The sequence below is a fragment of the Oryzobacter faecalis genome (assembly GCF_046764005.1).
In the GTDB taxonomy this organism is placed as follows: Bacteria; Actinomycetota; Actinomycetes; order Actinomycetales; family Dermatophilaceae; genus Oryzobacter; species Oryzobacter faecalis.
On the sequence record NZ_JBKOFW010000002.1, the window covers coordinates 102,299 to 115,176 of the forward strand.

The window sequence follows — 12,878 nt, forward strand, 5'->3', positions numbered from 1 at the left end:
ACGGACACCCTCTCACCTGCGCCGATCCCCCGACCACCTGCGGACGCCGACATCGGGCGGCTCAGGGCAGCGACTCGAGGACGGCCACGAGCCCGTCGTCGTCGACGTGCCCGGTGACCTCGTCGGCGGCGGCCTTGACCTCGTCGGGGGCGTTGCCCATCGCGACGCCCCGGGCCGCCCAGCGGAGCATCTCGAGGTCGTTGCGCTGGTCGCCGACGGCGAGGGTGTGCATCGGCTCGACACCGATCCGGCGGCGCACGCCCTCGAGGGCCGCGGCCTTGGAGACGCCCTCGGGGTTGATGTCCAGCCAGGCGCTCCAGCCGACGGCGTACTCGACCCCGTGGAGGCCGATCCGCTCGGTCCGCTCGAGGAACTCCTCGCTCGTGCTCTCGGGGTCGCGGATCGTCAGGCGGGTGACCGGCGTGGCCGTCAGCTCGTCGAACGGGACGACCCGGGGGGTTCCGTCGAGCTCCCCGTCGGGAAAGGGCGCCGACACCTTGAACCCGACCCCGAGCTCCTCCACGGCCACCAGCGCCGAGGGGAACTCCTCGCGCAGGAGGCGGAGCGCGGGCGCGGGGTCGAAGGTCACGGCCTCGACGACCTCGTACCCGTCGTCGAGGGAGGGGTCGAGGCGCACCGTGACGGCGCCGTTGGCGCAGACGGCGAACCCGGTGGTGAGGCCGAGGCGGTCGAGCACCGGGAGGGTGCCGATGATGGCGCGGCCGGTGGCGATCGTCACGTGGTGGCCGGCGTCGGCGACCCGGCGCACGGCCGTGCGGACGGCCTCGGACAGCGCGCCCTCGTGGTTGACGGTCGTGCCGTCGATGTCGAGGCAGACCAGGTGTGGAGGTGTCATCACCGGGGACGCTACCCGCGCCTGGTGACGCGGGGGCGAACGTCCGGCCCCGAACGGGGGGACAGCCGGGTCAGCCGCGCGCCTGGCCGAGCTTCCAGTACCCGCAGAAGTAGATCCTGCGACGGTCGACGCCGTGCCGCACGAGGGTCCGGCGCGCGCCGGCTGCCAGGTCGGACTCGCCGCACGCCCACGCGTAGGCGACCGACTCGCCGCCGCGCGCGAGGTGCCGGTCGAGGGCGGGCACGACGGCGCTCCCCGGGATGCCGCGCCGCACGTGCACGTGGGCGGCGCCGAGGTCGTACGCCGCCAGGACGGCGGGGTCGCCGACCTCGACGTGCACCTCGACCCCGCGTGCCGCGGCCGCCCCGGGTCCGCCCAGCGACTCGAGGATGGCGGCCACGGACGGCACGGCCGTCTCGTCGGCCACGAGCACCTGGCGCCCCGCGAGGTCGCCGCCCCGGTAGAGGGCGCCGCTCGCCCGGAACCCGGCGCGGTCCCCGGGGCGCGCCCGGCCGGCCCACGCGGACCCGGGGCCGCAGTCCCCGTGGGTGACGATGTCGACCTCGATCCGGGCGGCTGCCGGGTCGTGTGCGCGGATCGTGTACCAGCGCAGGTCGGGCCGGTCCTCCTCGGGAAGGTCGGCGACGGCGGCGCGGACGTTGAGCATCCCGGGGTCGGGCAGGGCGAGCGGGCGACCGCGCGCCGGCATCAGCAGCCCGAAGTACTCGTCCGGGCCGCAGGTCTCGAACACCGCGAGCTCGGGCGCCTCGAACGTGACCCGCCGCATGCCCCCGCCGAGGTCGGTGACCGCCGCGACCGTCATCGCGAACTGCGGCTGGTCCGCGCGCGGCACCGGCGACGCCGTCGTCAGGCGGGACTGCAGTCGCGCCACCTTGACGTGGACCTTCTCCACGACCTTCACTGCGGCCTCCGGCGGGGGATGACGACCGGTGTGCCGGTCTCGGGATCGGTGAGGACGTGGGCACCGACACCGAAGACGGCCTCGATGACCTCGGGGGTGACGACCTCCGCGGGGGTGCCCTCGGCGACGATCCGGCCGTCGCGCATGGCGACGAGGTGGTCGGCGTAGCGGGCCGCCATCGCGAGGTCGTGGAGGACCATGACGACCGTGGTGCCCTGGTCGTCGCACAGGCCGCGGACGAGGTCGAGGACGTCGAGCTGGTGGGCGATGTCGAGGAAGGACGTCGGCTCGTCGAGGAGCAGCACGGGGGTCGACTGGGCGAGCACCATGGCGAGCCAGACGCGTTGCCGCTGACCGCCGCTCAGGCTGTCGACCGGGACGCCCGCGAGGTGGACGAGGTCGGTGCGCTCCAACGCGGCCGCCACGGCCTCCTCGTCGGCCCGCCCCCACGTGCGGAACAGGCCGTGGTGCGGATGGCGGCCCCGCTCGACGAGCTCGAGGACGCTGACGCCCTCGGGGACGATCGGTTGCTGCGGGAGCAGGCCGAGCCGCCGGGCGACCTCGCGCGTCGGCACCGACCCCATCTCGTCGCCGTCGAGGAGCACCGAGCCGCCGCGCGGCCGGAGCAGCCGTCCGAGCCCGCGGAGCAGGGTCGACTTGCCGCAGCCGTTCGGGCCGACGACGACGGTCGTGCGGCCGGTCGGAACCGCGAGCGTCACCCCGTCGACGACCACCAGGTCGTCGTAGGCGAGGCGGACGTCCTCCGCGCGCAGCCGCGCCGGGACGCCCCCCCGGGAACGTGGGTGGCGACCGTCGGTGGGCCGACGATCTTCACCCACGTTCGCCGAGGGCGGGGCGGAGGGGTGGGGCGAGAGGCGGACGGCGGCGGGGTCGGTCACGGTCATCGGCCCTCCTGGGCGGTGGAACGGGAGCGGAGCATCCAGAGCAGGACGGGGGCGCCGAGCAGGCCCGTCACGACCCCGACCGGCAGCGCCGTCCCGGGGATCGCGGTGGCGGCGGCGTGGTCGGCGGCGAGGACGACGACCGCCCCGACGAGCGCGGCCACGCCGACGGCCGGCCGGCCCGGGACGAGCCGGCGGGCGATCGGCCCGCTGAGGAAGCCGACGAAGGCGACCGGGCCGACGATCGCGGTGGCCGAGGCGACGAGCCCGACGACGAGCGCGGTGACGCCGACCCGCAGCGGGCCCACGCGCACCCCGAGGCCTGCCGCGAGGTCGTCGCCGAGGCCGAGGACGGGGAGGCGCCCGGCGAGCGCGAGGAGCAGGGGCAGCAGGACGGCGTCGAGGACGAGGAGCCGTGCGATGTCGGTCCACGTCACCGAGTTGAGGCTGCCGCTGAGCCAGACGAGGGCGTCCTGGGCCTGGTAGATGCTCGCGCGCACGAGGACCCAGTGGATGACCGCCGAGAGCCCCGCCGCGAGGGCGACGCCGACGAGCACCATCCGGCCCGTCGCCCCTCCGCGGCCCCCGGCCTGGCTGAGGACGAGGGCCGCCACGAGCAGCGCACCGCCGAGGGCGGCCAGGGTCACCGGGGTGCCGCTCAGCCCCCCGAGGACGACCGCGACGACCGCGGCCGCGCTCGCGCCCAGGGTCAGCCCGAGGACGTCGGGGCTGGCCAGCGGGTTGCGGAGGAGGACCTGGAGGGCCCCGCCCGCAGCGCCGAAGGCCGCGCCGGCGAGCACGGCCACGACGGCGCGCGGCAGGGTCGACTCCATGAGCACGAAGCTCGCCCCGGGGATGGGCTCGCCCCCGAGGATGCGGATCGCGTCGAGGAGCGAGACGCGGTAGTCCCCGAGGAGGGCCCGCACGAGGACCAGCCCGACGACGAGGACGGTGAGGGCCGTGACGACGACGGCCCGCCGGCGGCGCGGCCCCCTGCGGGCGGCGGCGAGGGCGTCGGCGGTCGAGCCGGTGCCCGGCTGGGTCGGTGGGCCCGCGGGGGGCCCGGGTCGGGTGGCGAGGGCCGTCATCACAGCCCCCTGACGCGGCGGACCACGGCGACGAGGACCGGCGCGCCGAGCACCGCGCAGACGATGCCCGCCTGGACCTCGGAGGGGCGCGACACCATCCGGCCCACGACGTCGGCGAGGACGACGAACGCGGGTCCGAGGACCGCGGAGACGACGAGGACCCGGCGGTGGTCGACCCCGACGACGGCCCGCACGAGGTGGGGGACGACGAGCCCGACGAACGCGATGGGTCCGGCGAGGGCGGTGGCGGACGCCGCGAGCAGCACCGCGCCGGCCGCGGCGAGGCCGCGGTGGAGGACGACGTGCTGGCCGAGGCCGCGGGCGAGGTCGTCGCCGAGGGCGACCGCGTCGAGGGTGGGCCCGGCCGTGAGGGCGAGGAGGGCCCCGACGACGAGGAACGGCGCGACGTCGAGCACCTGGCCGGCGTCGCGCCCGGCGACCGATCCGACCTGCCAGAACCGGAAGCTGTCCAGGGCGCCGCGGTCGGTGACGAGCACGGCCCCGATGGCGCCCTGCGCGAGCGCCATGACCGCCGCGCCGGCCAGCGCCATCGACACCGGGGCGCTGCTGCGCGGCGCCATCATCGTCAGCGACTGCACGAGCACGGCGACGACGACGGTGCCGACGAGTGCGGCGACGACGTACCCGGTGACCGAGGAGATCCCGAGGACGCGGATGCCGAGGACGACGGCGAGGGCCGCCCCGGAGTTCAGGCCGAGGATGCCGGGCTCGGCGACGGGGTTGCGGGTCAGCCCCTGCAGCACGACCCCGCTGAGCGCGACCGCCGCGCCGACGACGAGCCCGATGGCGGTGCGGTCGACCCGGGAGGCGACGACGGCCGCGGTCTCCGCGGCGACGGGGCGCCCGAGGAGGGCGTCCACGACGGCTCCGGGTGCGAGGTCCTGCACGCCGAGGAGGAGCGACGCGGCGACTGCCCCCACGACGACGATGACCGCCCCACCGACGGCCGGGGCGAGGGGCACCCGGCCGCGCCCCGCTGCCCCACCCCCCGGCCGCGAGTGCGGACGCGGTCGCTGGGGCGGCCACGTCCGCACGCGCGGTGGGGTCATGGTGGTCGTCACGACGCGGGCGTGCCCTCGAGCGCCGAGGCGATCTTGGGGAGGAACTCCTCGACCGCGGTCCGCACCGAGAGCGGGCTCGGCAGCGACATCGACAGGGCCACGGCGTTGTCGGCGCTCGCGACGTACTGCTTCTTCCTCAGCGCAGGGATCTGGCCGAGGAGCGCGTTGCCGGTGATCGACTCGGCGGTCGTGGCCTCGTCGGCGTAGAACACGACGAGGTCGGCGTCGAGGGTGGACGCCTTCTCGGCCGAGAGGTTGACCGAGAAGGCCGTCGGGTCGGCCTTGCTCAGCTCGACGACGGTCGGGCTGTCGACGAGGCCGAACTCGCGGAGCATCTGCGGGCGCAGGTCGGCGCTGGAGTAGAGGCCGATGGTCGACAGGTCGGTCGGCGTGAACCACGCCCAGGCCGCCGTCTTGCCGGCGATCTCGGGGTGGGCGGCCTTCGCGTCGCTGATGGACCTCTCGGTCGCGGCGACGAGTCGTGCGGCCTCGGCGTCCTTGCCGAGCGCCTTGCCGATGACGCTCACCTGCTCCTGCCACGGCGTGCCCCACGGGGCGGTCGTGTAGGCCACGACGGGCGCGATCTTCGAGAGCTTGTCGTAGTCCTCCTTCGAGACGCCCGAGCTGAGGCCGAGGATGAGGTCGGGGCTCGTCGCGGCGATGGCGTCGAAGGGGATGCCGGCCGAGTCGTCGTAGCGGGCGACGTCGGCGTCCGAGCCGCCGATCTTCGCGAGCTGGGCGTCGAACCAGTCGGTCGAGCCCTTGGCGTTGCCGCCCCAGGTGATCTTGGGGGCGCCGACCGGGGTGATGCCGAGCGCGGTGACGGTGTCGGCGTCCGCCCAGCCGATCGTCGCCACGCGGGTCGGGGCCTTCTCGATGGTGGTCGAGCCGTGCGCGTGGGTGATGGTGACGGGGAAGGCGGCCGCGGCGGCGGAGGACCCGGTGCCCGACCCAGAGGCCGTGCCGCCGGACGGGCCGGTCGAGCACGCGGCGAGGGCGAGGAGCGCGGCCGCGGGGGCGGCGGCGAACACGTGACGGCGGGACGGCATCCTGGGGACCTCCGGGCAGGTAGGCAAGGCTTGGTTAGGTAAGCCTTACCTTACTCAGACGCCCGCCGGTCCCGTCAAACCACCCCCGGCGACTGAGAGTCGCGGAGGACGCCCTCTGCGGAATCGCCTGCGCCCGTGCGGGATCCGACCGAGAGGTCGGTCCGCGCACACGGCGGGATCAGCGGGTGGGCTCGAGCACGTCGAGGCCGACGAACGGCCGCAGGCCCTCGGGCACGACGACCGAGCCGTCGGCCCGCTGGTGGTTCTCGAGGATCGCGACGATCCAGCGCGTCGTGGCGAGCGTGCCGTTGAGGGTGGCCGCGACCTCGTTGCCGCCCTCACCCCTGAACCGGGTGTTGAGGCGGCGGGCCTGGAAGGTCGTGCAGTTCGAGGTCGAGGTGAGCTCTCGGTAGCGGCCCTGGGTGGGGACCCACGCCTCGCAGTCGTACTTGCGCGCGGCCGGGCCGCCGAGGTCGCCCGCGGCCGTGTCGATGATCCGGTAGGGCACCTCGATCACCGCGAGCATCTCCTGCTCGAGCGCGAGGAGGCGCTCGTGCTCGGCAGCGGCGTCCTCCGGGCGGCAGTAGACGAACATCTCGATCTTGTTGAACTGGTGCACGCGGATGATGCCGCGGGTGTCCTTGCCGTACGAGCCGGCCTCGCGCCGGTAGCAGGTGGACTGCCCTGCGTAGCGGATCGGGCCCTTCGACAGGTCGATGACCTCGTCGGCGTGGTACCCGGCGAGGGCGACCTCCGAGGTGCCGGTGAGGTAGAGGTCGTCGAGCTCGAGGCGGTAGACCTCGTCGGCGTGGTGGTCGAGGAAGCCCGCGCCCGCCATCACCTCGGTCTTGACGAGCGTCGGGGTGATGAGCGGGACGAACCCGTGCGCGATGGCCTTGTGCATCGCGGCGGCGAGCAGCCCCATCTCCAGGCGCGCGCCGGCGCCCTTGAGGAAGTAGAACCGCGAGCCGGCGACCTTCGCCCCCCGCTCCATGTCGATCGCGTCGAGTCCCTCGGCGAGCGCGAGGTGGTCCTGCGGCTCGAAGCCCTCCGCCGCGAAGTCCCGCGGGGTACCGAGCGTCTCGACGACGACGTAGTCGTCCTCGCCACCGGCCGGGACCTCGGGCTCGACGACGTTCCCGATGGTGCGCAGCAGGCGGTCGAGCTCGGCCTGGGCCTCGTCGGCCTGTGCCTGGGCGGCCTTGACCTCGCCGGAGAGCTCCTTGGTGCGCGCGAGCAGGGCCTGCTTCTCCTCGCCCTGCGCCTTCGCGACGTCCTTGCCCATCGACTTCTGCTCGGCGCGCAGGCGCTCGAAGGCGGTGAGGGAGGAGCGGCGGCGCTCGTCGGCCTCGCGGATGGCGTCGACGACGCCCTCGTCCTCACCCCGGGCCCGCTGGCTGGCGCGGACGAGGTCGGGGTCGTCGCGGAGCAGCTTGATGTCGATCACCGGGCGAGTTTATCGGCGCGCCGCGTGGGGCCCTCCACCGCGGCGTCCGGCCGGGGCGCGCCCCGGAGCGGCCGGTCGAGGGGCCACGACACGCTGATGGTCCGGCCGGGCCGTCAGCGTGTCGTGGCCACTCGACCTCAGTCGGGGCGGCCGGTGGCGACGAGGGTGGTGCCGAGGCCGACCATCATCAAGCCGCCGACGCCGCCGACCCGCTCCATCCGGCTCGGTGAGGAGGCGAACCAGTCCCGGGCGCGGCTGGCCGCCAGGGCCACCGACCCGTCGCCGAGGACGGCGAGCACGGTGAAGATCCCGCCGAGGACGAGCAGCTGGAGGGCGACCGGCTCCCCCGGGTCGACGAACTGCGGCAGCAGTGCCGCGAAGAAGACGAGCGACTTCGGGTTCGTCACACCGACGACGTAGCCGGCGCGTACCGCGTGGACCGCGGCGACACGGGTCGGGATGCCGGACGCGAACGCCTCCGCGAGCCGGCGGCGGTCGCGGATCGCCTGGACGCCGAGCCAGACGAGGTAGCCCGCGCCGACGAGCTTGAGCGCGGTGTAGGCCGTCGCGCTCGCGGCGATGAGCGGGCCCAGCCCGACGGCGAGCGCGCAGATCTGGGTGAGGATGCCGAACGCGTTGCCGACGACCGTGAGCAGCGCCTCACGGCGCCCGGCCGACAGGGCCCGGCCGATGGTGAACAGCACGCTCGGACCCGGGACCGCGATGATGAGCGCCGACGCGAGCGCGAACGCGACAAGGGTCGAGGAGGACGGCACGTCCTCAGTGTGGGACCCTCGCCGCGCCCGGTGCACCGGGTTTCCAGCCCGTGGAGCGACCGAGGTCCGGCCGGTCCACGGCCGACGGGCACCGAACCTCCGTTCCGGCCCCCGATATCGGGCGGCACCACGAAGGTTCGGTGGCACTCGGCACTCGGCACTCGGCGGTCGGCGGTCGGCGTCCCCTCAGGACCGGCGGGTGCCCTCCGGCTCGCGCCGGACGTCCAGCCGCCGCATCACCGGGGTCGCGAGCACCCCGTGGAGGACGACCGACAGCGCGACGGCGAACCCCACCGTCGACCAGAGCCACCGTTCCTCGGGGAAGGTCGCGTGTCCCGCGGCGTAGGCGACGTAGTAGATCGACCCGACCCCGCGCACCCCGAAGAACGCGACGGCGAGACGCTCCTGCGCGTCGAGACCGGGGACCCCCTCGGCGCCGTCGCCGACCCGGGCGCCGTGGCCGAGGAAGGACAGGTACCCCGCGAGCGGCCGGATGACGAGGACGAGCGCCAGCGCCACCACGACACCGCGCCAGTCCAGGTGAGCGAGGAGCCCGTTGGTGATGGCGAAGCCCAGGCCGAGGAGCACGACGAGGGTGAGGAGCGTCTCGAGCCGGTGGACGACCTCGTGCATGTGCCGGTGGTAGTCGTGGTCGCGCTCGACCGACCGGACCGTGAGCGCGCACGTGAAGACGGCGAGGAAGCCGTAGCCGCCGACGAGCTCGGCGGCCCCGTAGGCGAGGAGGAGCGCGGACAGGGCGAGGAGGGGCTCGCCGACCTCGGCGAGGCGCAGCGACTTCGCCGGCGCACGGAACGCGAGCCGCGCCAGCGCCCACCCGGCCCCGACGCCGACGGCCACCCCCACGACCACCTTGCCCACGCCCTCCCACGCGAGCCACCGCGGCAGCCACGTGCCGACCGCCCCGGCCGACGCGAGGAACAGGGCGAGGTGGACGAAGGGGAAGGCGAGCCCGTCGTTGAGGCCGGCCTCGCTCGTGAGGGCGAACCGGACCTCGTCCTCCTCGTCGATCTCCTCCTCCTCGCCCTCGAGCGTCGGCCCGCCGACCTGGACGTCCGACGCGAGCACCGGGTCGGTGGGGGCGAGCGCGGCACCCAGCAGCACGGCGGCGGGGAGGGCGACGCCGAGGGGTCCCCACGCCAGCAGGGCCACCCCGCCGGCGGTCAGCGGCATCCCGATGGCGAGCAGCCGCCACGTGGGCGACCACGACCGCCAGGAGGCCCGGTCCCGCCACCGCAGCCGCCGGTCGATCGCCAGTCCGACGCCCATGAGCGCCACGAGCACGGTGACCTCCGTGACGTGCTCCACGACGGGCCGCATCGCGACGGGGTCGACGACGACGCCGTCGGTCAGCGGGAGCGCGCCGACGACCATGCCCGTCGCGACGAGGACGATGGGCGCCGACAGGGCCCAGCGGTGCAGCGCCTGTGGGAGCACCGCGGCGAGGAGCAGTGAACCGCCGAGGAGGAGGTACACCAGCTCGGGACTCACGGGATGTCGACCCCGACGTCGTGGAGGTGGTGGCCCAGGTCGTGCAGCCCGTACCGGCCGAGGGTGAGCACCGTGAAGTGTGAGCCGTCGGACCGCAGGCCCGGGCGCTCCCAGGCGTCGTCGGGCACGTCGCGGTAGGAGGCCGCCCACCCGGCCGCCGCGACGGCGAGCTCGCGCATGACGGCGGTCGGGTCCTGCTCGTGGTAGCGCTCGGCCAGGGCGGTCTCGTCCTGGTCCCAGTTCGCGAAGCGGGGCGCGTCCTGCGTGAGCATGAGCCGCAGTCGCTCGTCGAACAGGCGGCACACGTCGCGGACGTGGCACGCGTACTCGAGCGGCGACCACGTCGTCGGGGTCGGACGGACCGCCACGTCCTCGCCCGCGAGGACCGACTGCCACGGGTCGGTCCACACGGCGATCCGCCGGGCGATGGCGCTCCCCGGGATCGACCCGACGTCGGCGCCGCAGTCGGGGCACCGCCGGTCGAGGACCCAGGTCCAGTCCTTGTCGTCGGGCGGCGGGGTGGGCGGCGGATCGGCCGGCGAGGAGGCCGGCGAGCCCGGAGGTGGTGTCCGCGTCATGGACCGACCCTAGACGCGCAGGTCACCCCACACCCCGTGCGGTACCTTCCTCTCTTGTGTCAGAAGCGACGTGGACCTGGGTCGGCATCGCCGTCGCCGTGGTCCTCGTCGGGCTCGGCGCCGCGCTGCTGCTCTCCTCGCGGTCCCACGGACGCCACGCGAGCACCCGCCCGTCACGCGACTCCTTCCGCCGCGGTCAGGACGAGGCGCCTGCGCTCAAGCGCCTCGCCGTCGTCGTCAACCCCACCAAGCTCGACGGTGACGGTGGCGCCGAGCGCGCGACGATCACGCGCGTGTGCTCCGAACAGGGCTGGGACGAGCCGCTCTTCCTCGAGACCGAGGAGCACGACGTCGGCTTCGGCCAGACCCGCTCCGCCCTCGCCGAGGGCGTCGACGTCATCTGCGCGTTCGGCGGCGACGGCACGGTGCGGGCCGTGGCGCAGGAGATGGTCGGCTCGGGGGTCCCGATGGGGCTGCTCCCCGGCGGTACCGGCAACCTGCTCGCCCGCAACCTCGAGGTCCCCGTCGACGACCTCGCCCGCTCGGTGGAGGTCGCCATCACCGGCCGCAACCGGCACGTCGACGTCGGCTGGATGACGCTCGACCCGTCCGAGTCCGACCTCGAGGAGCACGTCGGCGAGGGCGCGAGCGAGGGTCGCCGCCGGCACGCCTTCCTCGTCATGGCGGGCCTGGGTCTCGACGCCGCGATCATGAGCGAGACCTCCGAGGAGCTCAAGGCCAGGATCGGCTGGACCGCCTACGTCCCCGCCGGGCTGAAGAACCTCCTCGTCGAGCGCTTCAAGGCGCGCCTCACCCTCGACGAGGGCTCGACGATCGACCTGCGCGCGCGGACGATCCTCGTCGGCAACTGCGGCCGGCTGACGGGTGGGATCAACCTCATGCCCGAGGCCGAGCCCGACGACGGCACGCTCGACGTCGTCGTCCTCGCGCCCAGCGGGATCGCCGCGTGGGCGTCGGTCGTCGGGCGGGTCGTCACCAAGAGCGACCGCACGACGAAGGCGCTGCACCGGTACACCTGCCAGAAGGCCACGGTGCACGTCGACCACGCGCAGCGCATCGAGCTCGACGGCGACATCGTCGGGGAGGCGCGTCACCTCGAGGTCGAGGTGCAGCCGCGGGCGCTCATCGTCCGCACCGAGGGTGGCCGGCCGGGCTCCGGCGCCGCCGGGGAGTAGGCGCGGCTCAGAACTTGCGCTCGCGCCACACCCGCTCGAAGGGCAGCCGCCACGTGAAGGGCGACACGAGCTGGTGGATCTGGTTCGGGCCCCAGGTGCCCTGCGCGTAGGGCCGCACCGGCGGGGGGTTGTCGAGCAGCGGCTGGCTGATCTGCCACAGCCGCTCGATGCCGGAGGCCGACGTGAAGAGGGTGCGGTCGCCGCGGGCGGCGTCGTAGATGAGCCGCTCGTAGGCCTCGAGGACGGCACCCGCCCACGAGGTCTCCTGCATCGAGAACTGCATCGACAGCTTGTCGAGGCGGAACCCCGGGCCCGGGCGCTTTCCGTAGAACGACAGCGACATCCGCGACTTGTCGGCGAGGTCGAAGGTCAGGTGGTCGGGCCCGTTGTCACCGACACCCGAGCCCGGCGGGAACATCGACTGCGGTGGCTCGCGGAACGCGATCGAGATGATGCGCGCGCCCTCGGCCATCCGCTTGCCGGTGCGCAGGTAGAACGGCACTCCGGCCCAGCGCCAGTTGTCGACGTAGCACTTGAGCGCCACGAAGGTCTCGGTGTCGGAGTCGGGGGCGACCCCCGGCTCGTCGTGGTACCCGGCGTACTGGCCGCGCACCACGTCGCCGGGCTGGATCGGCTGCATCGACCGGAAGACCTTGTTCTTCTCGCGGCTGATGGCGGCCGGCTCGAGCGAGGTCGGGGGCTCCATCGCGGTGAACGCGAGGATCTGGAACAGGTGGGTGACGACCATGTCGCGGTAGGCGCCGGTCGTCTCGTAGAAGTCGGCCCGCTGGGTGAGGCCGAGGGTCTCGGGGACGTCGATCTGGACGTGCGAGATCGAGTTCCGGTGCCAGATCGGCTCGAAGAGCCCGTTCGCGAACCGGAACGCGAGGATGTTCTGCGCGGCCTCCTTCCCCAGGAAGTGGTCGATCCGGAAGATCTGCTCCTCGTCGAACACCTCGTGCAGGTGCGCGTTGAGGGCGACGGCCGAGGCGTGGTCGGTGCCGAACGGCTTCTCCATGACGACGCGGCTGCGCTCGACGAGGCCGGCCTCGCCGATGGTGCGCACGGCGGCCAGCGCGGCCTTCGGCGGCACCGAGAGGTAGTGCAGCCGCTGGTCGACGTCGCCGGGGAGGAGGTTCTCGGCGCGGTCGACGGCCTCGCGCAGCGCCTGCGGGCCGGCGGCGATGGGCACGTAGTCGAGCCGCTGCGCGAACTCGCGCCACGCCTCGTCGGTCAGCTCGCGCGTGGAGAACTCGCGGATGGCCGTGAGGGCGAGGTCGCGGAAGTCGTCGGGGCCCAGCTCGTCGAGCGAGGTCCCGACCACACGCATGTCGTCGACGAGGCCGGACTGGAAGAGGTGCAGCAGCCCGGGGATGAGCTTGCGCTTCGCGAGGTCCCCCGTGGCACCGAACAGCACGACGGTCGTGGGTGCGGTCATGGAGCAACCTTGGCGCCGACCGGGCCCGGTCCGCC

Annotated in this window: 12 protein-coding genes; 1 reads left to right on the forward strand and 11 read right to left on the reverse strand. The window is 74.3% G+C overall.

Annotated elements, in window-relative coordinates; translation table 11 throughout:
- Window positions 1-61 precede the first annotated feature (61 nt).
- The 10 genes from ACK8HX_RS04380 to ACK8HX_RS04425 form a co-directional block, all read right to left on the reverse strand.
- Window positions 62-856: an HAD family hydrolase gene (locus ACK8HX_RS04380; protein WP_411939443.1), complete on the reverse strand. Its 795-nt coding sequence runs from the start codon at window positions 854-856 to the stop codon at window positions 62-64.
- Window positions 857-926: 70 nt separating this feature from the next.
- Window positions 927-1,778, reverse strand: coding sequence for a siderophore-interacting protein (locus ACK8HX_RS04385; RefSeq protein WP_411939444.1), 852 nt, complete (start codon window positions 1,776-1,778; stop codon window positions 927-929).
- Window positions 1,775-2,683: an ABC transporter ATP-binding protein gene (locus ACK8HX_RS04390; protein ID WP_411939445.1), complete on the reverse strand. Its 909-nt coding sequence runs from the start codon at window positions 2,681-2,683 to the stop codon at window positions 1,775-1,777. The genes ACK8HX_RS04385 and ACK8HX_RS04390 overlap by 4 nt, the downstream gene beginning before the upstream one ends.
- Window positions 2,680-3,768, reverse strand: coding sequence for a FecCD family ABC transporter permease (locus ACK8HX_RS04395; protein ID WP_411939446.1), 1,089 nt, complete (start codon window positions 3,766-3,768; stop codon window positions 2,680-2,682). The genes ACK8HX_RS04390 and ACK8HX_RS04395 overlap by 4 nt, the downstream gene beginning before the upstream one ends.
- On the reverse strand, window positions 3,768-4,751 hold the full coding sequence (locus tag ACK8HX_RS04400; RefSeq protein ID WP_411939447.1) for a FecCD family ABC transporter permease: 984 nt from the start codon (window positions 4,749-4,751) through the stop codon (window positions 3,768-3,770). The genes ACK8HX_RS04395 and ACK8HX_RS04400 overlap by 1 nt, the downstream gene beginning before the upstream one ends.
- 95 nt (window positions 4,752-4,846) lie before the next feature.
- Window positions 4,847-5,899 carry an iron-siderophore ABC transporter substrate-binding protein gene (locus ACK8HX_RS04405; RefSeq protein ID WP_411939448.1) on the reverse strand — a complete coding sequence of 351 codons (1,053 nt, stop codon included), beginning with the start codon at window positions 5,897-5,899 and terminating at the stop codon, window positions 4,847-4,849.
- Window positions 5,900-6,077: 178 nt separating this feature from the next.
- Window positions 6,078-7,346, reverse strand: coding sequence for a serine--tRNA ligase (serS, locus tag ACK8HX_RS04410; RefSeq protein ID WP_411939449.1), 1,269 nt, complete (start codon window positions 7,344-7,346; stop codon window positions 6,078-6,080).
- Between the two features lie 137 nt (window positions 7,347-7,483).
- Entirely contained in the window at window positions 7,484-8,122 is a 639-nt protein-coding gene (locus ACK8HX_RS04415) for a LysE family translocator (protein ID WP_411939450.1), read from the reverse strand.
- A 186-nt stretch (window positions 8,123-8,308) separates the two neighbouring features.
- Window positions 8,309-9,631, reverse strand: coding sequence for a cation:proton antiporter domain-containing protein (locus tag ACK8HX_RS04420; protein ID WP_411939451.1), 1,323 nt, complete (start codon window positions 9,629-9,631; stop codon window positions 8,309-8,311).
- Window positions 9,628-10,209, reverse strand: a complete 582-nt coding sequence (locus ACK8HX_RS04425; protein ID WP_411939452.1) for a DinB family protein — start codon at window positions 10,207-10,209, stop codon at window positions 9,628-9,630. Before ACK8HX_RS04425 ends, ACK8HX_RS04420 begins: the two co-directional genes overlap by 4 nt.
- Before the next feature lie 56 nt (window positions 10,210-10,265).
- Here ACK8HX_RS04425 and ACK8HX_RS04430 point away from each other — a divergent pair, with 56 nt between their 5' ends.
- Window positions 10,266-11,405, forward strand: a complete 1,140-nt coding sequence (locus ACK8HX_RS04430) for a diacylglycerol/lipid kinase family protein (protein WP_411939453.1) — start codon at window positions 10,266-10,268, stop codon at window positions 11,403-11,405.
- Window positions 11,406-11,412: 7 nt separating this feature from the next.
- On the opposite strand, the gene zwf is transcribed toward ACK8HX_RS04430, so the two are convergent.
- Window positions 11,413-12,843 carry a glucose-6-phosphate dehydrogenase gene (zwf, locus tag ACK8HX_RS04435; RefSeq protein WP_411939454.1) on the reverse strand — a complete coding sequence of 477 codons (1,431 nt, stop codon included), beginning with the start codon at window positions 12,841-12,843 and terminating at the stop codon, window positions 11,413-11,415.
- Window positions 12,844-12,878: the final 35 nt, after the last annotated feature.

What these genes read in the sequence shown, in the direction of transcription:
- ACK8HX_RS04380 (WP_411939443.1), bottom strand. Translation starts at nt 856, where the DNA reads ATGACACCTCCACACCTGGTCTGCCTCGACATCGACGGCACGACCGTC.
- ACK8HX_RS04390 (WP_411939445.1), bottom strand. Translation starts at nt 2,683, where the DNA reads ATGACCGTGACCGACCCCGCCGCCGTCCGCCTCTCGCCCCACCCCTCC.
- ACK8HX_RS04395 (WP_411939446.1), bottom strand. Translation starts at nt 3,768, where the DNA reads ATGACGGCCCTCGCCACCCGACCCGGGCCCCCCGCGGGCCCACCGACC.
- ACK8HX_RS04405 (WP_411939448.1), bottom strand. Translation starts at nt 5,899, where the DNA reads ATGCCGTCCCGCCGTCACGTGTTCGCCGCCGCCCCCGCGGCCGCGCTC.
- ACK8HX_RS04425 (WP_411939452.1), bottom strand. Translation starts at nt 10,209, where the DNA reads ATGACGCGGACACCACCTCCGGGCTCGCCGGCCTCCTCGCCGGCCGAT.
- zwf (WP_411939454.1), bottom strand. Translation starts at nt 12,843, where the DNA reads ATGACCGCACCCACGACCGTCGTGCTGTTCGGTGCCACGGGGGACCTC.